We start from the raw sequence: 24,790 nt of genomic DNA, 5'->3' as shown, positions 1-24,790 counted from the left end.
TTTTACGCTCATGGGTATTCACTGATTCTTCCCCTTGGGTTTGGAAAGCCGGGCGATCGCATTGTCCTTGGTGTCATCGACCAGGATCTGCCCGTTGTCCACGACGATGATCCGGTTCACCAGACTCAACACACTCATGCGGTGGGTGGCGATGATCAGCGTGCGGTGGGCCGCCCACTTGTCCAGGTTGTGGATCAATTGGCGCTCGGTCGCTTCATCCAGGGACGCGGTGGGTTCGTCCAGCAGGACGATATGCGGTTGGCGGATGATCAAGCGCGACAGCAGCAAGGATTGACGCTGCCCGCCCGAAAGCCCGAGGCCGCCTTCCAGAATCATGTGGTCCATGCCATCGGCGAACTTGCCGATAAAATCTGCCGCGCCCGTCAGTATCAGCGCCTGAAGAATCTCCTGATCAGAGGCATGGGGCGCGCCCATGATCAGGTTGTCCCGCAGGGTGCCGTGGAACAGTCGCGAGTTTTGGGTCATCAGGCCGACATCCCGGCGCACGTCCGCCGGGTCGATATGGCCCAGGGCAACCCCGTCGAGGCTGACGCTGCCGCTCTTCAGGTCGAGCATGCCGGCCAACGCCTGCAGCAAGGTGGATTTACCCGCACCGTTACGGCCGAGAATGGCGATGCGCTCACCCGGTTGAATCTGCAAATCCGCCACCAGCAAGGCCGGCACCGGCGCATCGTCGGAATACTGGAAGGCCGCCTGGTTGAGGACGTAATGGCCGCGCACCACCGGCAGGTGTACGCGCTTGCTGCCTTCGGCATGGTCCACCGGTAATTCCATAATCCGGTTCAGGCTTTGCAGGGCCACCTTGGCCTGCTGCCAGCGGGTCAATACCTGGGTGATCTGCGACATCGGCGCCATCATGCGTGAGGCCAGAATCGAGGCTGCCACCAGGCTACCGGTGGTCATGTCACTGGCCATGACCATCGGTGCGCCGAACACCACCACCACGGCAAACACCGAACCCTGCACGTTGTTGGTCCAGGCCACCAGCTTGTTGGTCAACATGCGCAGGCGCAGGCTGGCGTCACCACAGGTGGCGTTGTAGTGATTCCATTGGTGCTGGAAGCGCTGCTCGGCTTGCAGCGCCTTGATATCGTCCAGGCCCTGGATGGTCTCCACCAACATGGCGCTGCGCAACGAGCTTTCGCGCATCGATTGGCTGGCCAGCGCCGCGAGTTTTTTCTGCGACAACAAACCCGGCACCACCAGGAACAACACCGCCACCAGCGGCACTGCAACCAGCGGGCCGGCGATCAACCAGTAAATCACCAGGAACAGCAGGAAAAACGGCAAGTCCGCCAAGGCCGTCGCCGTGCTGGAGGTGATCAGTTCGCGCAGTTGCTCCAGCTCCTTGAGCTGGGAAATGAACGAACCGGTGGACTTGGGCCGGGCGCTGTTGCGCAGGCGAATGGCATGCCCGAACACCAGGTCGGACACGCGCATGTCTGCCCGTTTGCCGAGCATGTCGGTGATCCGCACGCGGGTGATGCGCATGATGAAGTCGAACACCAGCGCCAGCATCACGCCGCCGAACAACACATACAGGGTGGGCATCGACTCGGCCGGAATCACCCGGTCGTAGACCTGCATGGAAAACAGCACCCCGGCCAGCCCGAGCACACTGGTTACCAGTGAGGCCAGCATCACATAGCCATAGGGCCGCATGTCCCGCAGCACGATGCCTTTGAACCAGTCCCTCTCATAGGGTTTGATGTAGTCATCGACGCGGGTATCGCGCACCGCACTCATGGGCCGCAGGATTACGGACTTGCGCGCCGAATCGAGCACCTCCTGGTAGCTGAGGCGGCTTTGCAAGCCACCGTCGCCGCTGTAGGCAATACCGACGTGTTCGCCATCGCCCAAGGTTTCCAGGACACCAACCTGGCCGTCACTGAACTGCAAAATCATCGGCAGTTGCCGCTGCATCAGGGTCGAGGCGCTGAAGTCGGCGATCGCGCAATTCAATCCGGCTTGGCGGGCCATCTGCCGCACCACGTCCTCCACCGAGGCGCCTTCGGTCCACTGCGCGGCGAGCCGCACACTTTGCGCCGAACACTCCAGGCGGTAATGCCGGGCCACACTCAGCACCGCCTCCAGCCACACTTCGTAATCGAACCCAGGCACCGGCTTGAGTGCCGCTTCCACTGCGCTCATGTCGCCCTCAAGCATCACGGCATCATTCATGGCCGAATCTCCACACCTTGCAAGGTGCTGTTATCTAGATGGAACGCAGTACGCAACCCACCAGTGTTGTAGAGGCAATCGATTTTCAGGCGACGCAGGTCCGCTGCGGTGTTTTCCCGGTCCATGCGGGCCTGGTGGATTTCCTGCTCGGCATTGAGCAAATCCAGCAGCGGCCGGGTGCCCAGTTCAAGGTATTGCTGGCGGTAAAGGTCGCGGGTCTCGGAGATGCTGCGCTCACGAAAATCCAGGGTGGACAGGCGTTGGGTCAGGCTGGAAATCTGATCCCGCGCCTCCAGCAGGCCTTGGCGCACGGCGAGGCGAGCGGCGTCGTTGGCCGCTTCGGCAGAACGCAGGGCTTGTTGTGCGGCGGACTTGCGCGCAGTGATAGCGCCACCCTGATAGAGCGGCATTTTTACATTGAGGAAGACACCGTAGCGGGTCCGGTCCCGGCCGCCGGGGATGTTGCTGTCGTCGTTGTTGTCCAGGTAGTGAGTCACCGACGGATCCAGCGACACGGTCGGCAGCGCTTCGGCCCGCGCTTGGGCAATCAACGCCAAGGCATCGACCCGTTGCGCCTGGGCGATCAACAGCGTTGGAGTGACCGCTTCATCGGGCACCACGCCCTGGCAGGACTGCTCCAGGCTTGCCGGAAAACCGGGAGAAACGCTCACCGGCGACTGTGCCCCGAGCAAACTGCTCAAGGTACTGCGCCAGCGATTGAACTGCGCCTGGAATTGCAGTTGCGTCGCCTGCGATGCCTCGACGCGCGAGCGTGCCTGGATCAGATCCGAGCGGGTACTGGCGCCCATGTCACTGCGTTTTTTTGCCAGTTCTGCAATCGCCGAAATGCCGTCGATCTGCTCATGCGCCAGTGTCACCAACAGTTGTGAGCGCTGTAACTCGATCATCGCGAACGAGGTGTCACGCGTTACTTGGTCGATCGACAGCAAGACCGCCGCCTGGCTGCCACTGACCCGGGCCAGGGCGCTGTCCACCGAGCTGGACACTTTGCCGAAGTCATAGAGCATCTGCGACGCCGACAGTGAAAAGGCCCGGCTTTGGCCATTGCCGCTCAGGCCGCTGTCATAGCCGGAATTGAAGCCGCCGCTCACTTGCGGGTAGTAACCGGAACGGGCGATGTTCACGTTCTCGTTTTGCTGATACAGCTGACCGATTGCCTCGGAAATGGCCGGGTGCCACTCCACGGCTAACTGAATAGCCCGTGTCAGGTCGATGTTTTTCGGTATGACGCGTTGCGGTGCCACCGGTGCGCTGACGCCCGTTGGCCCCCCCGGTAAATTCGTGCCCAAGTCACTGGGGCTGATGATGTTGACGCTTTCTTCGTCGTCGATAAACGACTTGGCCATGACCGGCTCAAACGCCAGCACCGTCATTGCCGCTGCAACGCAAACCGCAGACAGCTGTTTGGCCAGACTCTTATGCCTCACTTCAAGTCCCCTAGTTGTTATCAAACCTGATGGGTACAACCACGGACCGTGACTGACGCCAGTCACGGTCCATCGCTGTAATACCGTTGGTGAGGAAAACCGGGCCTTGCGGCCCGGCCGTCGGGTGCGTGGTTACACCACGCTGATGCCGCTTTGTACCCAGAGCTGATGGGTCTCATCTTCCTGGCTCGTGTAGATCACGTACTCCAGACCGTTCTCTACCTGAGTCACGCCGGCAGACCAGTCGCCTGTCAGGTGCACGCTGTCTTGATCATCGCCCTGGATCATCAAGCGATCCGACTCAGGCCCGGTGATGGACACCAGGTCTTCCAGGCTCAAGGTCAGGTCAACCGCGCTGACGTCGTTCAGGTCGATGCTCTGCACACCGCTGACTTTGCCGATCAGGTCGGTGAGGTTGATGGCTGCATCACCACCCTCCCACAGCAACCCATCCGTCCCTGCGACACCGCCGACGTGGGTGAAGTCCGTGTCGTCAACCACCACAGGGTCGTTGGCGTCACCGTCGGCACTGCCTTCGGAACCGACACTGTCATCGCCCGACACGGCCTGATCCGCCACGTCACTGCTGGCAGCGGCAAAACCGGCGCCCCCCGTGGCGGGCGATCCCGGATTCGCGTCGTCCCAGACCAGGTCGCGGTCTGGCGAGTCGATGCGGATGTACACATCGGCCGTATCTTCCTGACCGGTCGGCGTGGTGAGTTTGTAGGTGAATTTATCCACCTGGCCAATCTCATCCAACGCCAGCCCGGCATGCGGGGTGTAGACGTATTTGCCATCGGCAAACACGGTCAATGTCCCGTGTTCACCGTCGACCTTCGTCCCCGTCTGCCCAGGAATCACATACACCCCATTGACCAGCACACTGAGAACCGTCAGCGGCGAACCGAGTACATCCGGTCCGGACAGGCTGTCACCCAGCAGGTTGCCCGTTGCATTGGTCATCTCACCGGCCACGAACTGCGTCAGGAAGGTGGTGGTCAGTTTCTGGGCGATAGTGATCGCGCTCAGCGACAGCACTGAACCGGTCGATGCGGTGAGTCGATACGAACCGGCATCCAGCCCGGTAAACGTATGCGTTGCCAGGGTTGTGGTCTGCTGCGTGGTCCAGACGCCATCGATCAGCTTCTGCAGGTTCACCGTGGTGTCTGGCAGTAACGACAGGCCGGTGGCGCTGACGCTGATCCCCAGGTTGGCGGTGGTGTCTGCCGCGACCACAATCGTTGCCCCGGTCCCGGTGCCTGTACCGATCAGTGGCAGGTTGTAGGTCAAGCCCGCCAAGTCGGCTTCGCTTACTACGTTGACGATGTCGATCTGCGCCGTACCCAAGTCATCATTGGCGACCGTAGTGATCACCCCTGGCGCCGATGGATCGGTGGTGCTCCAGGTGACATCGACACTCGGGCTGTCGATCCGCACATACAAGGTTGCCGCCGCCGAGCCACCTGCGCCATTGACCAGGTGATACTCGAAGGCATCCACTTTGCCGATGTTGGCAACTTCGCCATTCGGTGTGTACTTGTAGGCGCCGTTGGCGAAGATGGTCAGTTGACCATATTGCCCCTGCAGCACGGTGCCGGTGGTGGCATCGGCATCGACGAACTCACCGCCAACTTCGACCTGAACCTTCACCGGTCCGCCGTTGCCCGGCGCGTCCGGTTTGCCTTCAAAGCCTGGATCGGTAATGACGTTGCCGGTGACATCCGGACCCGCTACACCGGTGAAGTCGGTCTGGCTTTCGTTGGTGACACTCAACTTGGCCGTAGCCCCGGCACCAATGCTGACCAATCCCGGATCCAGCTTGAGGGTAAAGCGATATTGACCAGCCTCCAGCCCTTCAATTTTAGCGGTGGAGCTTTGGCCGAACAGGCCCAGCAGGTCGAGCAAGCCCGAACCGTTGCTGCCTTGTTGAACCGGCAGCCAGCCGCCCGCACCATCGCTGACCTCAAGGATGGCACTGAAACCGCCGCCCAGCAGCGAGACCAGATCCGCCTGGGCGAACTCCAGGTTCAGGGTGCCTGAAGAACCCTCGGTGACCGAGAACTCCTGGGTCTTGGTGTGATCGCCCAGGACGATACCGCCGACACCCAGCAGGGTGAAGACACGCATATCGGCCAGGCCGGTGTTGGATGTGACGGGTTTGATGGTTACTTCGGCGGTGGCGAGATCGTCGAAGGCGTCGAGGTCGGCATCGGCATCGGCATCGGCATCGGCGTCGGCGTCGGCATCGGCATCAGCATCCGCGTCGGCGTCCGCATCCGCATCCGCGTCGGCATCAGCATCCGCATCCGCATCCGCATCCGCGTCCGCATCAGCATCGGCATCGGCATCAGCATCCGCATCCGCATCCGCATCCGCATCAGCATCAGCATCAGCATCAGCGTCGGCATCCGCATCCGCATCGGCGTCCGCATCGGCATCGGCATCAGCATCAGCATCAGCATCGGCATCGGCATCGGCGTCAGCATCAGCATCCGCGTCGGCGTCCGCATCGGCGTCAGCATCAGCATCAGCATCGGCGTCGGCGTCAGCGTCGGCGTCGGCGTCAGCGTCGGCGTCGGCGTCGGCGTCGGCGTCAGCATCGGCATCGGCATCCGCATCCGCATCCGCATCCGCGTCGGCGTCCGCATCGGCATCGGCGTCAGCATCCGCATCCGCATCGGCATCGGCATCGGCATCGGCATCGGCGTCAGCATCGGCATCAGCATCGGCATCAGCATCCGCATCCGCATCAGCATCCGCATCAGCATCGGCATCGGCATCGGCATCGGCATCGGCGTCAGCATCCGCATCCGCATCGGCATCCGCATCCGCATCCGCATCCGCATCCGCATCCGCGTCAGCATCAGCGTCGGCGTCGGCGTCGGCGTCAGCATCCGCGTCGGCATCGGCATCAGCATCAGCATCAGCATCAGCATCAGCATCAGCATCAGCATCAGCATCAGCATCAGCATCGCCATCATCAATGTCGCGCGCAATTACCTTAGTCGGAGCGGACTCGTTCCCCGCCGCATCCTTCAATGTCACTCCCAGCGTTTCACCGTTGACCTGAGGCGTGTTCAGGGTGACGACGAAATTGCCATCTCCCCCCACGGTGCCCGTGCCAATCACGTTGCCATCGGCATCCTTGACGATAACGGTCGTTCCAGGCTCGCCTTTGCCCGTGACCGTGCTGCCGTCTTCGCTGACTGCCAGGTTGGTGGGCGCGTCCGGCGCAACGCCATCTGCCGCAAATGCGGTACCTGGAAGGGATTCCTTGCCGGCAAAATTCTTGAGGAACACCCTCAGTCTTTCGCCATTGATATGCAGCGAGTTGAGGACGATTGCGAAGGTCCCGTCATCATTCACCGTGCCGGTGCCGACCACCTCGTTGGCATCGTTGAGAATGGTAACGGCGTGGGATGACGCACCATTACCGCTGAGGGACGCGCCGTCTTCGCTGACCGCCAGGTTGGTGGGTGCCAGCGGTGTCACGATGTCAGCGACCACCAGATTGCCTGGCAAAGATTGATTGCCAGCAGCGTCGCCAAGCGTGACTTGCAGACTTTCGCCTTCGGCCACCGGCGTGGTGAGCGGAGTCTGGAAATTACCGTCCGCCCCGACCGTGCCAGTGCCAATCACATTGCCGTTGGCGTCCTTGATCGTGACGGTGGAACCTGGCTCGCCCTTGCCGCTGACGGTGGTTCCGTCACCACTGATGGCCAGATTGGTCGGCGCGTCAGGCGCGGTTGTGTCACCAGCGCTGACGGTGCCGGCCGCCGATTCATTGCCAGCGGTATCTTTGAGAGTGACCTGCAGCGTTTCGCCATTGGTCTGTGGTGTGCCCAGCGTGACCTGGAAGTTACCGTCAGCACCGACGGTGCCAGTGCCGATCACATTGCCGTTGGCGTCCTTGATGGTCACCGTAGAACCTGGCTCGCCCTTGCCGCTGACGGTGGTGCCATCAACACTGACGGCCAGCCCTGTGGGGGCGCCCGGTGCAGTCGTGTCGCCGGCAACCACGGAAGTGGGCGGTGACTGGTTGCCCTGGCCGTCCTTGAGGGTGACCTGCAGAGTCTCGCCGTTGGTACGGGGTGCATCCAGGTTGACCTGGAAATTACCATCCGTGCCTACCGAACCAGAGCCGACCACATTGCCAGCAGCGTCCTTGATGGTCACCGTGGTGCCTGGCTGCCCTTTACCGATGACACTCTTGCCATCGGCACTGACTGACAAGCCAGTGGCCGCACCCGGCGGTGCGACAGCGCCACCTCCGCCACCACCACCTCCACCGCCGCCACCGATTGCAGCCGCCGCACCACCCACGGCAAGAATGCCCAGACCCCAAAGTACCCAGCTGGGTATCGAGCTATCGGCCACTACGCCTGCCACGGCCAGATCATCGAGCGTGGAAATCTCGCTGAACGTAAAGCCTGAATACGGCGAGGAATAGTTGCCTAGCAGCAATGTTCCATCGGCGTTTTCAAGCACCAGTTGGTTGGTCGCGCCGTCAGCACCCACCACAAAAAAGTTCTGAATGGTGACAGTTTCTCCAGACTTGAGTGTCACTACCAAGTTCTGGCCAGACTGTTGAAATGACTGAACGCTTTCAGGTCCAAACGGCAGCTTTACAATACTTGTGCCCTTCAGGCTTGTATTGCCAAAAGCATGTTCCGCCGCCGCTCCCGTTGCCTTATCGACAATTGTTATATTTTTCATCTCACACCCGTTCTCTCTTCGATAAACATGGACACACAGATTTCAGCGCGAGCGAATACCTCACAGCGAAAATTACCGCCGAGCACTCAACTTTTAATTCGTGTTATTGAAAGACTAACCAGGGATCAGTGGTTTCAGCCCACGCCGGTTTCTTCACGCAATTGCAGGCGCCCGCCCCTTCGATTGCAAAGCGTGGAAGCCCCAAAACGTGGCGTATGCGTGGATACTGAAGGGCGTTGTGATGGCGCTTTCGTCACAGATTTCGCCATTACCATGAGGTCATGCAGAGAGATATCGGACTGCGGGGCGGCCATGGAAACAGGCCGGCCACAGGCCCAGACGTGAAGTAGTGAGCAGAGGCGACGGGCGAGGATTTGTGCCCTATCGAGCTCCCTGGCCCTGGCAACCTGTTCGGTCGAAAGCCCGGAAAGACTTGATGTACGTATCCATTCGTCAACCATCTCAGGCACACCTGCACAACTTGAAGAAATCACAGCCAGTCAGTGGGTAATTATCGAAGCGTAACAAGGGTACATACGCTCTTCAGGCCGATACTAGCGGGGCGCCACTCAACATCAAAGGAGAAAATAAGCGCCATATAAACACCCACTAAATACGAGTGTTTAGTCTGTTAACTCATGGCACACCGACGTCAAATAACCCACACACTCATTATCATCAGATGATAATGGCGCACGCCTTTCGACTTAATTTACTTCGCATTTAATGAGCAAAATCACTGTTTTTACTGACACTCAAAGCATTTGTAATATTATATTTCAGAGTCGTAACAATCCACTGAAAATACTTAGAATTAGATAGTAGATAAGTGATAAAAACCCATATAACCCCTGCAATCACTATATAAATAGCAGGCGACAAGGTTCGCTGTTTTTAGTTCTTTCAGAATATTCAGCTACAGGCAACAACGGCTCAAAAGAAGCGCGACAGCTGTCGCTGATAGGGCGAGGGAGTTGAGACGGAGATTCAGGGAGCGTCGGGCCTGCTTGCAACGCCAAAAACCCGAGAACCCGCCCGACGCGGGTTCTCGGAAAAATCCCCTATTGGGGCTTGCGATAGCTGTTGATGATTGCCGAGAAGTCCTTACCGCCTTCCCCACGCTGACTCATCGACTGGTACAACTGTTGCGCCACGGCACCGAGAATCACCGGCTGGTGCGCCTGACGAGCGGCTTCAGTGGCCAGGCCCAGATCCTTGAGCATCAGCTCCGCCCCAAAACCACCGGTATAGCCACGGGACGACGGCGCCGTCTCGATAATCCCCGGCCATGGGTTGTAGGTATCCGAACTCCAGCAACGCCCGGTTGAACTGTTGATAATCCCGGCCAGTACTTTTGTGTCGATGCCCAGCGCATCGCCCAGGGCCATGGCTTCGCTGACGCCGACCATGGTGATGCCCAGCAGCAGGTTGTTGCAGATCTTGGCGATTTGCCCGGTGCCGACTTCGCCGCAATGGACGATGTTGCGGCCCATCTGCGCCAGCACCGGTTGCAGGGTGGCGAACAGTTCCGGGGTAGCGCCGACCATGAACGTCAGCGTGCCGGCCTGGGCACCGCCCGTGCCACCGGAAACCGGCGCATCGGCCATGGCCACACCGTGTTTAGCCGCAGCGGCGGCCACATCACGTGCGGTTTGCGGGTCGATGGTGCTGCAATCCACTGCCGGCACGCCTTTGCCGATACCGGCAAGCACGCCGTCGTCACCCAGCCACACGCTACGCACATGGGCGGCAGCCGGGAGCATGGTCAACACCAGCTCGGCACCTTCTGCTGCCGCGCGCGGCGAGGCGCTGATGGTGCCGCCCAGCTCGGCCAGTTCCTTGAGCACAGTCTGGTTCAGGTCGAACAGGTTCAGCGCGTGGCCGGCCTTGATCAGGTTGCGCGCCATCGGCGCGCCCATATTGCCCAGGCCGATAAATGCAATCTTCATGGTCGTCTCCTCGATCAGCGCAGGTTGATGGTGGTGTTGACGCCATCGTTGACGCTGTCGTCGTCGAACCAGCGGCTGGTGACGGTTTTGGTCTGGGTGTAGAACTGCACCACTTGTTTGCCGTACGGGCCCAGGTCACCGAGTTTCGAGCCGCGGGAACCGGTGAAGCTGAAGAACGGCACCGGCACCGGAATCGGGATGTTGATACCAACCTGGCCAACATCGATTTCGCTCTGGAATTTACGCGCCGCAGCCCCACTTTGAGTGAACAGGCCGGTGCCGTTGCCGAACGGGTTGGCGTTGACCAGGGCGATGGCCTGATCCAGGGTGTCGACTTCCAGCACGACCAGCACCGGGCCGAAGATTTCCTGGGTGTAGATCTGCATATTGGTGGTCACACCGGAGAACAGGGTCGGGCCGACAAAATTGCCGTCTTCGAAACCCGGCACCTTGATGCCGCGGCCATCCAGCTCCAGCTTGGCGCCTTCTTTCACGCCGCTTTCGATCAGGTCCAGGATGCGCGCCTTGGCCCGCTTGGAAATCACCGGACCAACGTCGGTGCCCGCTTCACTGCCGGCGTTCACTTTGAGTTTCTGCGCCAGGGCCTTGAGGTCCGGCAGCCATTGTTTGGCTGCACCCACCAACACCACCACCGAGGTCGCCATGCAACGCTGGCCGGCTGCGCCGAAACCGGCACCGACCAATGCGTTGAGGGTTTGTTCGCGGTTGGCGTCCGGCAGCACCACGGCGTGGTTCTTGGCGCCCATCATCGATTGCACGCGCTTGCCATTTTTACCGGCCAGGTCGTAGACATGCGTGCCCACGGCGGTCGAACCGACGAAGGACACCGCTTTGATGTCTTTGTGGGTGCAGAGCGCATCCACTACGTCCTTGCCACCGTGCACCACATTGAGCACGCCCGCAGGAACGCCGGCTTCAACGGCCAGTTCCACCAGCAGCATGGTCGACAGCGGATCCTGTTCAGAAGGCTTGAGTACGAAGGTGTTGCCGCAGGCGATGGCCATCGGGAACATCCATAGCGGAATCATCGCCGGGAAGTTGAACGGGGTAATGCCGGCGCACACACCGATCGGCTGGCGCAAGGTGTAAGTGTCGACGCCACCGGCGACGTTTTCAGCGAACTCGCCCATTTGCAGGGTACCGATGGAGCACGCGTGCTCTACCACTTCCAGGCCACGGAAAATATCGCCTTCGGCATCGGCAATGGTCTTGCCCTGCTCGGCGCTGAGGACCACGGCAATGCGCTTGGAGTGCTCGCGGATCAAGGCTTGCAGCTTGAGCATGATGCGCATGCGCGCACCAATCGGCGTCAGCTTCCAGGTCTGGAAGGCGCGATGGGCGGCGTCGATGGCAGCGTTGACTTCGGATGCCGTGGCGAAAGGAACCTTGGCCAGCACTTGCTGGGTGGCCGGGTTGACGATGTCTTGCCATTCGGTGGTCCTGGACTCGACCCACTCGCCGTTGATCAGCAGCTTGACCTGTTTCACGGTGGTGTCGGCAGACGTAAGCGATGCGTTCATGCGGGTCTCCAAATCTTGTAGTTATGCAGAGAACCAAGGCGTGAATCGCCTTGAGGATGAGGCGTTCGGACTGTTTTTGGAGTATAGATGTGCAAACTTCTAATAAGAACGCACATAAAAGCCGGTCCAATATGCAAAAAAACATCACCTCCCTGGGCTCCCTGAACTGGGATGACCTGAAGTTTTTCCTCGAAGTGGCACGCACCCGCAAGGCCAGCGTCGCGGCCAAGCGCCTGGCGGTGGATTACACCACCGTGTCGCGACGCATCAGTTCGCTGGAAGTGTCCCTGGGCACCTTGTTGTTCGAGAAATCCCGGACCAACGGCTTCGTCCTCACCCCCGAGGGCCAGCGTTTACTGGGTTATGCCGAGTCCATCGAAAGCACCCTGCACATGGCCTGCGAGCAGGTTTCCGGCTCCGGCGTGGCGCTGTCGGGCCACGTACGCATGGGCTGCACCGAGGGTTTCGGCAGTTTCTTTGTCACCCCGCAATTGAGCCATTTCGTCGACACCTACCCGGCGATCTCGGTGGACATCCTGCCCCTGCCCCACTTCATCAGCCTGTCCAAGCGCGAGGCGGACATCGTCATCGCCCTGGAGCGGCCGGAGCACGGGCCTTATGTGTGCTGCAAACTGTGCGACTACACGTTGCAGTTGTACGCGACCCAGGAATACCTCGACCAACACCCTCCGATCCACCGCCCGGCAGATTTGGCCAACCACCCGTTTATCAGCTACGTCGATGACTTGGCCTTCAGCTCAGAACTACTGTACCTGGCTAACGTGGTGCCGGGCGCCAGCGCCAGCCTGCGCAGCACCAGCGTGATCGCCCAATACGTGGCGGCGCAGCAGGGGCGGTCGCTGGCGATCCTGCCGTGCTTTCTGGCGGCGCAGGACCCGCGGTTGCGGCCGGTGTTGGGGGAGGAAATCAATATTACGCGGCAGTTCTGGATGTACTGTCGGGAGGATTTGAGGAAGTTGAAGCGGGTTACGCTGTTGTGGGATTACATCAGGGAGGTGACCGAGCAGAACCGGCCATTGTTGATGGGGGAGACGCGGGAGATGAGGTTTGCGGATTAAACGATGTTGCCGGCCAGCCTAAGCAAACACATCGTTCAAAATACGACAGATCAAATGTGGGAGCCGGGCTTGCCCGGCTCCCACATTAATCAGCTAGAGGGCGCCTGCTTAGTCGGCAATCACCACAATCGACACCCGCCGATTCTCGGTACGCCCCGCCGTGGTGGTGTTGGATGCCACCGGCTCGCTGCTGCCCAACCCGCGTAGCTGAATGTTTTCTTCCTTCATGCCCACGCTGGTCAACACCTTGCCCACACTTTTTGCGCGGCGCAGGGACAGTTGCTGGTTGTAGGTTTCCTTGCCCGAGGCATCGGTGTGACCATCGACCCGCACGCGCTCGATACCCGCACTGACCAAGGCCTTGCCGATGCGCTCGACAATGTCAGTGCTGGGTTTATTCAGCTTCTCGACATCACTGCCAAACAGCACTTTGCCCGACAGACCAAAGGCCCAGCCTTCGTCGGTCAGCTCAAACCCTTGCTGTTTAAGCACTGCGATCTGCGCCGGAGTGAGGCCTTTGGGGGGCGCCGTCTGGCAGCCGCTCAGGGCCAGCAGCGCCATGAACAAGGTAATGAATAAAAAGCGCGAAGAACGCTGGGCATTAGAGAACAAGGGATCAACTCCTGTGTTGAATGGGGGCGGCGGGGTGCTCCGACTCTGCCGTTTGCTGGCCGCCCTGGGAAAGGCGTTTGGCCTGGTACATCGCCGCGTCGGCGGCGTTGAGTAAGGTGCCGGGAGTGGCACCATGATCGGGGTAGACGGCGATGCCGATACTGAGGGAGGTCAACACCTCGGTATTGCCCGGCAACGGGATCGGCACGTCCATGCTCGCGAGGATCTTGCCGGCGATGCGCTGGGCATCTTCGATCTTGTGCAGCGGGGTCAGCAGGATCGCGAATTCGTCGCCGCCCAGGCGTGCGACCAGGTCTTCTTCACGCAATTGCGCGCGAACCCGCTGTGCCACCGCCACCAACACCGCATCGCCCGCAGCGTGGCCGAAATTGTCGTTAATGTCCTTGAAGCGGTCGCTGTCGAGAAACAGCACCGCTACTTTCTCGTTGAGCTTAGCGGCACTGCGCAGGGCGCGAATCAAGCGGCCTTCGAAAAACGCCCGGTTGGGCAGCCCGGTAAGGCTGTCGTGGGACGCCTGGTGGGCAAGGGTTTCGTTTTCGCTTTTCAGGTGGGTCTGCCAGCTTTCCAGCTCGTCGAGCAAGGCGTTGAAGTCGTTGCCCAGGCTGTCGAGTTCGGCAATCTGCGCCGGCGGTACACGACGGTCGAAGGCCCGTTCGCTGCGAGCGGCGTGAGCGACTTTGGCAAGGCTGCGCAATGGCGTAGTAATACCCCGCAGCATACGCCGCGACAAGTACAGGGCGACCCAGGCACTGAGGGCCGTACACACCAGAATCCCCGCCAGGCCGCTGAGCAAAAAGCGCAGCAGGCTGCCGCCATGGCCACTCAGGTGGATGCTGCCGATGGCTTTGCCCTGGTGCATGATCGTCTGGCTGATGGGCTGCTCTAACAGGGTATGGGCCAGCTCCAGCTCGACCTTGGACCACATCCCGGTCTCCGGTCGCTCCCAATGGGCCAGGAGTTTGCCGCTGGCATCAAAGACTTCCGCCTGGGCCACCTCTTCGGTCGAGGCGATCAGCGCCAGGGCCTCAGTGGCCGCCGCACTGTCACTGAACACTACCGCCGCCTCTACCGTGTAGTTGATAGAGCGGGCAATCAGGTGCAGGTTGTGGTCCGCGTAGACCCGCAGCGCCAGTACACCGAGCAAGGTCAAGGAAATACTGGCCATGCTCACGGCCATCAACGCCACACTCAGGTGTCCGCGCCCAAGCACGGAGCGAAGAGTTGGCCGCACATGTGCCTTGGAAGGACTCATGATTCCGGCGCCCGACGGCGGGACAGTTGCAGCACGCTGGGGTGAATACGCACACCGCTGCGGGCGACAGAGTCAAGGTTGACCTCAAACGACACTTGCTCATCACCGACCCGCAGGCAGAACAGACTACCTACCGTGCACTGGTCTCCACCTTCGCTGATGCTCAGTACTGGACGACCGGTCAATGAGGCGAACAGGCGGGTGCGTTCATCGCTGGTCAACTGACCGATGTAGACCGCGTCGCAGGCGTTGGCAATATCGGGGTGACCGGCCAGCAGGCGCTGCACCACCACCGGGCGACCAGTGGCCTGGGTCGTGCCCTTGACCAAATCATCGGTGTATTGGGTCGGCCCGACAATGCACAGTCGTAACTGCGCAGGCTCCACCGGCCAGCGGGCATAACTGAGAATCCCGAGTACCACTTGAGTTACCGCCTGGGCCCTTTGGTCGGCCATGCTGGCGGGGGCAGGCGTTTGCGCCACCGTAACCGGCGCAAGTACCCACAGAACCGCCAACAACAGCATTCGTCTCCAACTCAAACGACGCTTTGTGGGCGAAACAGCCACGTTCATGCAGCGATTCTCTTTGATCTTCTCGGGATGATGCCGCAACGATAGCACAACGGCAGGAAATCCCACGAAACGTTGCCTCGGAGGATTCCGCCATTTTCTCAGAAAAATCATACGCCTGAAGTAGAATTAAACAGTGACCTTCCGGTCAGTTTTTTTACAATTCAAACCACCAGCTCCAACATCAGCCCACTCAATCGTTTCACCTTGCGCCGCACCGCTTCTTCGAAGACCCCGCCACGGGTTTCAATCAGGCTGAACCAGTCTTTGGCGCGGGTAATACCGGTGTAGATCAATTCCTTGGTCAGGACAGGGTTCAACGCATCCGGCAGGATCAACGCAGTGTGGGCAAATTCCGAGCCCTGGGATTTGTGCACGGTCATGGCGTAGACGGTTTCCACATCATTGAGGCGGCTGGGTAACACAAAACGCACGCCGCCCTGGCCGTCATTGCGTGGAAACGCCACGCGCAAGACCTGTGGCCCGCCGTCGCTTTCAGGCAGTCTCAAGGCGATACCAATATCGCCGTTCATCAAGCCCAGGCCGTAGTCGTTGCGGGTCATCAGTACGGGGCGCCCTTCGTACCACTGCTGATCACTGTCAATCAGCCGGGCTTTGAGCAAAGCGGCAGTGATGCGTTGGTTCAGGCCTTCGACACCCCAAGGGCCCTTGCGCACGGCACACAATAACTGGAAAGCATCGAACGCTTGCAACAGTTGGCGAGCCCAGTCGGTCCACTGTGGATCATCTCGTGGTGTATCCGGAGCCGGGCGTGAAGTGCGCAGCAGGTTCAAGTAATAGCGATAACCGTGGGCACCGTGGCCCTGCCCGTCCAGCACCAGGCGCTCCAAAGCATGGTCGTGTTCGCCCTTGAGGCTGACGCAAAACAGGTCTGCATGACTACGAGCGGCCAGCAATCGGCGAGCCTCTTCAGCATTCTGCTGGTTGACCCAACGTGCCAGTTGGCCGATGCCGCTGCCTTCGCCGAAACGCCGGGAGTAGCGCAGCATGACCACTTGCTGGGCCAATGGATGGCTGCCGTCCAGGTCTTCCTGAAGGCCACTGGTAGTGAGGTCCTCGCCGCTGACGGCTTGCAGCCATTGGCGGGTTTGCGCGCTGTACCAGCCAGCTTCGGCGTCGCGGCATAAATCACCGAGGACGGCGCCGGCCTCAACGGACGCGAGTTGGTCTTTGTCGCCGAGCAGTATCAACCGGGCATGAGGCGGTAGGGCGTCCAGCAGATTGGCCATCATTTCCAGGTCGATCATTGAAGCTTCATCGACCACCAGTACATCCAGGGGCAATGGATTACCGAGGTGATGGCGAAAGTGACGGGTGCCGGGCCGGCTGCCCAGCAAGCGGTGAACCGTGGTGACCTGGGTGGGGATTTTTTCCCGCACGGCGTCAGGCACCTTCAGCGACAGGACTTGCTGGCTGATGGACTCGGTCAAGCGAGCAGCGGCCTTGCCGGTGGGTGCGGCCAGGCGAATGCGCAGCGCGCTGCCGCCCTCCACGGCCGGCGCCTGCAACAGCGCGAGCAGCCGCACCACGGTAGTGGTCTTGCCAGTACCAGGCCCACCCGTGACGATACTGAACGCACCTCGAGTGGCCAGGGCGCAGGCAAGCTTTTGCCAGTCAACCACCGCACCTGGTGTGGCCTGCTCGAACAACCCGTTCAAGCGTTGGGGCAAGTCGGCGGGGGGGCTTTGCGAAGTGGCAAGGCGCAGACGCAACGCCGTATCGATGCGCCGCTCATAGGTCCAATAGCGACGTAAATACAAGCGTTTGCCCGACAGGACCAAAGGCCGGCTGTGTGCCGATTCACTGCCATCAACCGCCAGCGCCACCAAGTGGCTGGCGGCCAGGGCATGACACCAGTGGGCGCCATCGAGCCCATCGAGCAATTGCGACGGCAGCAGCATGACCCCGGTTTGCACGTCGCCTTCAGGCGGCAGGGACAGGGCAAAATCCGGGGCCTTGAGGGTTTCGAACAGGTCCAGGCAAACATGGCCGTGGCCCAGTTGGTGACTGGTCAGTGCAGCCGCCAGCAATACCAGCGGATCGGCCTGTGGATCGAGCTCGTAGAGGAAGCCGACAAAGGCTTTGTCCAGCGCACGCAACCAGCCACGTTCGACCCAACGCTCGAGCAGTTGCAGCAGATCGGCCGCGCGGCTGAGGGGCGTCAGTTCCTCAAGCGGTAACGTCGAGAGGCTCATAACAGGACTCCTTGTTCCCAGGCTGGCTCGGCTTTGAGCGGTAGCGGTTTGCCTTGGAACAACAGGTCCAGGCCCTCGATCAGCTCCCGTGGTGGCCGAGTGAAATAGGCGCCCTGGCTCGCTGAATGGGTACCGCGCAGGAACAGATAAAGCGCACCGCCAATGTGGCGGTCGTAATCGTAGTCAGCGAGTCGTGCCTTAAGCTGGCGATGCAGGGCCAGCAGGTAAAGGACGTATTGCAGGTCGTAACGATGGTCGAGGATCGACAGCTCCATGGCCTGCATGGTGTAGGCCGAATCGTCGGGGCCGAGCCAATTGGATTTGTAGTCGGCCACGTAATAACGGCCATCATGTTCGAAGGTCAGGTCGATAAAGCCCTTGAACATGCCGTTGAGCAACACCGGTTCGGCGGCCACCCGGGAAACACCGTTATGGGTGTGTTGGCACACCAGCTTATCCAGAGCGAGGACATCGACTTTATGGCTGGCGAACCAGAACTCCATCTCGATCTGGTAGTGCTGCAAACCGTTGAGCGCCATCTGACCGTTACCCAGCACCAGTGGCGCTTGCAGCAGATGCTGTAACCAATGGCTCAGCGTACTGATCCAGCCTTCCCAACCGCGCCGATTGCAGCGCCGGGCGACGGCGTCTTCGATGGCTTCGGGCGTGACATTAAAGCCTTCGCCACCGGCCCACTCCAGCAGGCCATGGAGGAACGTCCCAGGGTTAGGGCCGCGGGGAAAACGATGAATATCGCCGCCGGACGCAGCCACTTCGCGCGGAGCATCCGGATCGAGACGTTCGTCGTCGAACAACTTTTGGGCTTGCGGGCTTTCCGGCGCTTCCAGGCTGGCGGCGCTCATGCTTTCGCCAATACGCAGAGCGCTGTAGGAGGCGATCCACCAGTTTTCTGCGGCCTTGCGTTTGGGTAACAAGGGCGCGAGCAAGGCAGCTTCGTTGCGCGGCGGGTGGAACACGATGGCTTCGGCTTCAGGCATTTCGGCGCAGTGGATTGCGCAGCAGCCGTCCTGCAAGTCCAGAAGCCAGCGGGCAAGACCGGCAGATTCGCTTAACGAGGCGCCGCCGCCGAGCAAATAACCCAAGGCCGACAGGTGCAACACCGAGCTGTTGTTATTACCACGTTTGAGGTCGGCGACACCGAGCCAACAGGCATGTTTTGCCCGTGTCAGCGCCACGTAGAACAAACGTAGATCTTCGGCCAGACGCTCATCGTCGGCTTGGGCAATCAACTCGGCGGTTGGCCTGAGGCTCACTTGGGATTTGCCGTTTTCATCGTGGTAGTGCAATGGCAGGCGGCTGCCGTCCACGGGTTTCGCCGAACAGATGAACGGCAGAAACACCAAGTCGTATTCCAGCCCCTTGGACTTGTGAATGGTCACTACTTTGACCAGTTGCTCATCGCTTTCCAGACGCAGTATTTGCTCTTCGCCCGCCTGGCCGGAGAGCGCCAGGTGTTCGGCCAAGTGGCGGATCAATGCCTGTTCACCATCCAGTTCCGCCGCCGCTTGTTGCAACAGTTCAGAGAGGTGCAGCAAGTTGGTCAGCACTCGCTCGCCGTCGCTGCGAGCGATCAGGGTTTGTGGCAACTTGAAGTCGTGAAGCAGGCGCCGAAGCATCGGCAATACACCTTGGGTACGCCAGATGGCACGGTAGTCGCGGAATTGCATCACGCGCTTTTCCCACGCCAGTTCGTCCTGGTTCAAACGCTCCAGTTCCGGCAGCGACAGGTTCAGGGTGACGCAGGCCAGCGCGGCACGCAGGGGGCGTTCGACGTCCGGTTCGGCGCAGGCTTTGAGCCAGGCCAGCAGGTCGTGGGCTTCCTGGGCGGCGAACACCGAATCCTTGTCGGAGAGGTACACGCTGCGCACACCACGGGCGGCCAGCTCACCGCGCACCGACTGTGCTTCTTTGCCATCGCGCACAAGAATGGCGATGTTCGACGGCAGTACGCCGTTGAAGGCGTCGTCTCTGACGAATCCTGCGCTGCCCTGCTGGCCACCATTGAGCAACGCCACGATCTGGCTGGCGCAAGCGGCTGCCAGTTGCTGGCGATAGAGCACGCCAGAGAGGGGTTGGTCGGAGGGCAGGTGCCAGATGTTCAGGGCTGGCAGTGTCTGGCCGTTGACCTGCAACTGTTCCTTGCGGCCTTGGGAAAGCACTGGCAGAAACGGCACCGGATTCTCACCGTCAGGTTCACGAAACAAGAACGCGCCGCGCCCTTTTTCAGCGCGCTGGAACACATGGTTTACCGCTTCCACCATCGCGTGACTGGAGCGAAAGTTGGTGCCCAGCGTATGCAGTCGGCCACTGGTGGCCTGACGGGCGCGCAAGTAGGTGTAGATGTCGGCACCGCGAAAGGCATAGATCGCCTGTTTCGGGTCTCCGATCAGGAACAGGCCGCTTTCGGGGTTGTTGTCTTCGATGCGGTAGATGCTCTCGAAGATGCGGTACTGCACCGGGTCGGTGTCCTGGAATTCGTCGATCAACGCCACCGGAAATTGCTCGCGGATCACACTGGCCAGGCGCTCGCCACCGTCGGCCTGCAGCGCAGCATCGAGGCGAATGAGCATGTCATCGAAGCCCATTTCGGCGCGACGGCGCTTTTCTTCCTCGAAGCGTTTTGCGACCCACCCTGCAGCGTGTTGCAACACGGCGGCATCCGGAGTGGGCAGAGCGTCGAGACTGGCTTTCAGACCCGCCATGGCGTCGAGTCCTGGATGCTGCGGCGGATCGCCCTTCCAGGCTTCAGCCATGCCGTCGGGCGTCAGGCGGGAGAAACCGGTACCGATGTCCAGTTGTTCCACCGACTCGTCAGCAGCCCAGGCGCTGATTTTTTCAAACCAGGGTTCGAAGTAACGGGCCTGCATCTTGCGACCATCGACAGCTTTGGCGGCGACGGCTTGCAGGCAGATATCCCGCAATTCGATGGCCCAGCGTTGCCAGGGAGACTTGAGAGCAACCAAGGCGTCACGCCGCTCTTGCAGACAAACACTGATCAGTTCGGCAGGTTCGCGTTGTTCATCTGTGGGCCGCTCGCTGCCGAACAATGCACGTACTCGCGGCATCAGGGCGGCCGGGCCACCCCAGTTATTGCGTACCCAATTCAGCGTGTCACCGTGCATCGGGTAGCAGAACAGGCGCCAGTAGTCGCGCAGCACTTCGCCCAGCAAGTCGCTGTGGTCGGTTTCCAGGGTCTGGGTGAACAGGCTGCCGCTGTCGAAGGCGTGTTCGCGCAACATACGCTGGCACCAACTGTGGATGGTCGAGACGGCGGCTTCGTCCATCCATTGGGCGGCGATGTCCAGGCGATTGGCGCAGCCGGGCCATTGTTCAACGTGGTATTGGTCACGCAGTTCGGCAATCAGCGCGTCGGGGGCTTCGGTCTCTTCGCGAAAGAAGCGAGCCGCCTCGGCCAGGCGGGTGCGGATGCGTTCACGCAATTCTTTGGTCGCCGCATCGGTGAAGGTCACGACAAGGATTTGTGGCGGCAGCAGTTCGCGGCCAAAGCCCGACGCTTCGCCACCATGGCCCAGCACCAGGCGCAGGTACAGCGCCGAGATGGTGAAGGTCTTGCCGGTACCGGCGCTGGCTTCGATCAGTTGACTGCCATGCAGCGGGAACGCCAAGGCCAGGGGTTTTATGCTGCTCATGAGTTGGCCTCCTCGCTGCTCAGGGATCGCCATGGCGCGGTGATCAATGGTCGGTACAGCGTTTCACACCAGCCTTCGAAGTCTTCACTGGCCACCAAGGCGGCGAAATCGGGAAATTGTCGGGTGAGTGCAGGACTTTCGCGACGCTCGCCATCAGTGGTTTGGCCATCGCCCTCGTAGGTTTTGCTGGCGGCGGCTTGCGCTTTGACCGGGTCGGTCTGGCCGAGCCAGGCGAAAGCGGTTTTGACGGCAACGGGCAGCGGCGTGCTCATGCCGGTTTGCCAGGCCAGCAATACATTACCAAGGACTTCTTGTGCCGTATGTTGCTCCAGTGGGGCCAACAGCAACGTGTCATCGCTGGCCACCAGACCGGTGCTCAATGGCAGTCCGCAGGCACAAGCCACCAAGTGATTGACCCATGGGCGAACCAGACGATGCCACTTGCGGGTCTTGATCGAACCGATACTGTTGGGGATGGTGGTGACGCTGAGCAAGCCACCGTCACTGCGCCTGTGTAGCCCGCTTATCCAACCTTCAAGTTGAATGCCTTGATACTCAAAGCTGATCGGCTCGGCGCTGGTGTGCGGCGTGGGCCAGAGGGCCAACAGTTGTTGATAGCGTTGCAGCAAGTCGGGCAAAGGTTCGATCAACTCGTTACGCAGGCACTCACCGAAACCAACCATTGGGAGCAGGCCGCTGCCTTGGAGGCGCAGAGCCTGGGCATTGAGGGCTTCGTCGAGGTTGTCGGGTTGGGTCAGCGCTGCTGCGAGCAGGCTGTCGCTCAAGCTGTAACGTTGCAGGGCATCGAGGACAAAAGGTTCTTCATCGGCCAGGGGCACTTCGGCGGCCTCGAAGAAAACCTTGAGGCGCTGGCTGAAGAAATGTCGGACAGGGTTACGCAGGAAGTCCTGCAACTGCCCGAGGCTCAGGGGTTCTTCTTGAACGTAGGGAGCCAGACGGCCAATGTCGGCCATGTCGTTTTGGGCTTGATGGAGCAATTGCCATTCGCGGGCGTAGCTGAACAGCGTATCGCCTTCGTGAAAGTAGCGAGCGCTGAAGGGCTGGAGTGGGTGCTCTTGAGTCATGGCCTCCAGCAGGGGCTCACCATGCCTGGTGTGCCAACCGCTGACAAGGTGGTCGCGCAACTGGCCAATTAGCACCGAGGCTGGACGATCGCTGTTATCACGAATGCTGCGCCCAACCCAACTGATATAGAGCTGGTCCCTGGCGGAGAGCAACGCTTCCAGTAACAGATAGCGGTCGTCTTCGCGACGTGACCGATCGCCGGGACGGTAGTCGCTGCCCATCAGATCGAAGTCCAACGGGGGTTGAGCGCGCGGGTAATCACCGTCGTTCATGCCCAGCAGGCAGACCAGCTTGAACGGGATGGCGCGCATTGGCATCAGCGTACAGAAGTTGACCGCGCCGGCAAGGAAGCGTTGAGACAGGCGGCCTTGGTCAAGGCCAGCCAGCCAGGCTTCGCGGACGACCGTCAGCGGTAGCTCGTCCTGTAGGCCGACGGACTCGCAGGTTTCCAGCCAGGTCTCTCGCAGTTGCTCAAGCTGGCCCAGGAGATAGTCATCGTGCTCGTTACTGGGCAGGAAGAACCGTTGCATCAGGTCTTGCAAGCGCTCACCCCACACCCGTGGTGCGGCCGGTGTTGAAAGTGTTTGGTGAACATCGTGCAACGCGTCCAGCAGCGCAACCAACGGGCCGATCAGCGCCGCATCGAGGCCACCGATTTCGTCGTAGGGCTCAATGCCGTCACAGGCTACGCCTGTGCCCACAGCGTAGCCCAGGAGCATGCGGCGCAGGCCGAAACGCCAGCTGTTTTGTTCCAATTCACTCGGCAAACCGAGGCCCGCGCGCTGCTCGGCGTTAAGCCCCCAGCGGATGCCGGCTCCTTCGATCCAGCGGTGCAGGGTGGGTAGGTCGCGCTCCTTGATGGCGAAACGCTCGCGCAGTGCGGGGACATCCAGCAGATCAAGAATTTCGCTGACCGGGAAGCGGCTATCGGGGAGTTTGAGCAGGTGCTCGACGGCGATCAGCAGCGGGTCACGGCCCCGTTGGCCCTGGTCGGTGAGCGTGAAGGGGATGAAACGTGAATCCTGTCTGTCCAGTTGGCCGAACACGGCGCGGATGTGTGGAGCATAGCTGTCGACATCAGGGACCATGACGATGATGTCCCTTGGGCGCAGATCAGGGTTTTCGCTAAAGCGTTGGAGCAATTGATCATGGAGGATTTCCACTTCTCGCTGGGCGCTGTGGGCAATGTGGAAGCGGATTGAAGTGTCTTGCTCCAGATCGACCGCACGCCATAGATCTCGAGTTTCATTGAGCGGGCGCAGTTCGAGGATGTCGTCCTGCAATTGGTTCAGCAACGTGGTGGGCTCACTCTCGCTGAACAGGTCGATTCGGCCGTCACGGAATGCCGACCGGTAGCTGTTGGGATCGTCATAGCTGTCCAGCAGGTTGATGTAGTCACGACCCTGTTTGCCCCATGCCGCAAGCAACGGATGAGCATGTTGGTGCAGGGTCTGCGGGTCGATGGTGACGGGCATTCCGGCCTTGCGGGCCTGGCGCTTGTATTCGTTTCTCAGTAGGTCTTTATCCGCAACGATGTCGGACCAATGATGGCGACAAGGGTTGTGAACACAGAGCAGTACCTGACTGAAACGGGCAAGACCGGCGAGCGCTTCCAAGGCCTGGGCCGGCAGAGAGGAGATGCCAAAAACGATCACTCGGGAAGGCAGGCCCGCAGGCGCCTTATCAAGGTTGTTAATACGCTCGATGAAACGTTGATGAACCCCGGCGCGACTTTGGGCCATGCCCTCCTCGCCTACGTCCAGTAGCAGCGCACGCCACAGTTCGGCTTGCCAGCAGTTGGCGGGACTCAGAGGTTTGGATTCGCCTCGGCCATTACGCAGTTGATGGCGACCTGCGGCCCAGTCCTCCAGCCAATCGGCGCGGTAGACCTGATATTGGTCAAACAGGTCGGCCAGGCGCTCTGCCAGTTGATAGCGTTTACGCAGATCGGTGTCGTGGGTCAGGAATCGTTGCAGTGGCTCGAAGTGCGGTTGATTGATCAGTTCGGGGAGCAGGCGCATGAGGCGCCAGGTCAGCGGGGCTTTATCCAGCAGGGATTTGGCGGGAATTTCATCTCGGCCCAAAACCATGCGATAGAGCTGCCACATGAAGCTGCCGGGGAGCTGCACATCAATAGCGGCTGCGATGCCACAGCCCCCCATATCGTCATCTTCCGGATCTTCGGCGAGCGCAAGCTTGAGCCATTGAGCAATGCCGTTGCTTTGCACCAAGGCAATTTCGTTCTCCAGAGGGGCCAGGGGATAACGACGCATCCAACTGACCACCAGGCTGCGCAGCTCATCCAGGCGATTGCCATGAACCACCATGAATCCAGCACTGAGGGACGTCGCATCCGGCATAACGGCTTCCTTGGGAAAAGCAAAATCGAGGGAGGGACTTTAGCATTGAAGACCACTGGCAGGCGCCC

Annotated in this window: 12 protein-coding genes; 1 reads left to right on the top strand and 11 read right to left on the bottom strand. The window is 60.5% G+C overall.

The genetic code is table 11. The features are described 5' to 3' along the window. Positions 1-18: 18 nt before the first annotated feature. The 5 genes from GNF76_RS16165 to GNF76_RS16135 all read right to left on the bottom strand — a co-directional run bounded on the left by GNF76_RS16165 (position 19) and on the right by GNF76_RS16135 (position 11,856). A complete protein-coding gene (locus tag GNF76_RS16165) occupies positions 19-2,202 on the bottom strand; it encodes a type I secretion system permease/ATPase (protein ID WP_155584146.1) in 2,184 nt (727 codons plus the stop codon). Beyond that, positions 2,199-3,596: a TolC family outer membrane protein gene (locus GNF76_RS16160; RefSeq protein WP_155584262.1), complete on the bottom strand. Its 1,398-nt coding sequence runs from the start codon at positions 3,594-3,596 to the stop codon at positions 2,199-2,201. Before GNF76_RS16160 ends, GNF76_RS16165 begins: the two co-directional genes overlap by 4 nt. Positions 3,597-3,782: 186 nt before the next feature. Continuing rightward, positions 3,783-8,366, bottom strand: coding sequence for a BapA/Bap/LapF family large adhesin (locus GNF76_RS29455; RefSeq protein WP_218585296.1), 4,584 nt, complete (start codon positions 8,364-8,366; stop codon positions 3,783-3,785). Between the two features lie 1,061 nt (positions 8,367-9,427). Beyond that, a complete protein-coding gene (gene mmsB / locus GNF76_RS16140; RefSeq protein ID WP_155584145.1) occupies positions 9,428-10,315 on the bottom strand; it encodes a 3-hydroxyisobutyrate dehydrogenase in 888 nt (295 codons plus the stop codon). Between the two features lie 14 nt (positions 10,316-10,329). Then, positions 10,330-11,856, bottom strand: a complete 1,527-nt coding sequence (locus tag GNF76_RS16135) for a CoA-acylating methylmalonate-semialdehyde dehydrogenase (protein WP_155584144.1) — start codon at positions 11,854-11,856, stop codon at positions 10,330-10,332. A gap of 131 nt (positions 11,857-11,987) precedes the next feature. Between GNF76_RS16135 and GNF76_RS16130 the strand changes: the two genes are divergently transcribed. Next, positions 11,988-12,935, top strand: coding sequence for a LysR family transcriptional regulator (locus GNF76_RS16130; protein WP_155584143.1), 948 nt, complete (start codon positions 11,988-11,990; stop codon positions 12,933-12,935). A gap of 108 nt (positions 12,936-13,043) precedes the next feature. On the opposite strand, the gene yfiB is transcribed toward GNF76_RS16130, so the two are convergent. The 6 genes from yfiB to recC all read right to left on the bottom strand — a co-directional run bounded on the left by yfiB (position 13,044) and on the right by recC (position 24,722). Next, a complete protein-coding gene (gene yfiB, locus GNF76_RS16125; RefSeq protein WP_484573247.1) occupies positions 13,044-13,547 on the bottom strand; it encodes an outer membrane lipoprotein YfiB in 504 nt (167 codons plus the stop codon). 4 nt (positions 13,548-13,551) lie between these two features. Next, positions 13,552-14,820 (bottom strand): diguanylate cyclase DgcN/YfiN, encoded by a 1,269-nt coding sequence (gene dgcN, locus GNF76_RS16120; RefSeq protein WP_155584142.1) that lies wholly within the window; start codon positions 14,818-14,820, stop codon positions 13,552-13,554. Beyond that, complete coding sequence (gene yfiR, locus GNF76_RS16115) at positions 14,817-15,392, bottom strand: regulatory sequestration protein YfiR (protein ID WP_155584141.1); 576 nt, start codon at positions 15,390-15,392, stop codon at positions 14,817-14,819. Before yfiR ends, dgcN begins: the two co-directional genes overlap by 4 nt. Before the next feature lie 161 nt (positions 15,393-15,553). Then, complete coding sequence (recD, locus tag GNF76_RS16110) at positions 15,554-17,605, bottom strand: exodeoxyribonuclease V subunit alpha (protein WP_155584140.1); 2,052 nt, start codon at positions 17,603-17,605, stop codon at positions 15,554-15,556. Then, the gene (recB, locus tag GNF76_RS16105; RefSeq protein ID WP_155584139.1) at positions 17,602-21,276 is read right to left on the bottom strand and encodes an exodeoxyribonuclease V subunit beta; all 3,675 of its coding nucleotides are present in this window, start codon (positions 21,274-21,276) and stop codon (positions 17,602-17,604) included. Before recB ends, recD begins: the two co-directional genes overlap by 4 nt. Continuing rightward, complete coding sequence (gene recC / locus GNF76_RS16100; RefSeq protein ID WP_155584138.1) at positions 21,273-24,722, bottom strand: exodeoxyribonuclease V subunit gamma; 3,450 nt, start codon at positions 24,720-24,722, stop codon at positions 21,273-21,275. The genes recB and recC overlap by 4 nt, the downstream gene beginning before the upstream one ends. Positions 24,723-24,790 lie beyond the last annotated feature (68 nt).

The organism is Pseudomonas spelaei (genome assembly GCF_009724245.1).
GTDB classification, from domain to species: Bacteria; Pseudomonadota; Gammaproteobacteria; order Pseudomonadales; family Pseudomonadaceae; genus Aquipseudomonas; species Aquipseudomonas spelaei.
The sequence above is the reverse complement of the archived record's forward strand: the minus strand, read 5'-3'. Positions and strand labels throughout refer to the sequence as shown.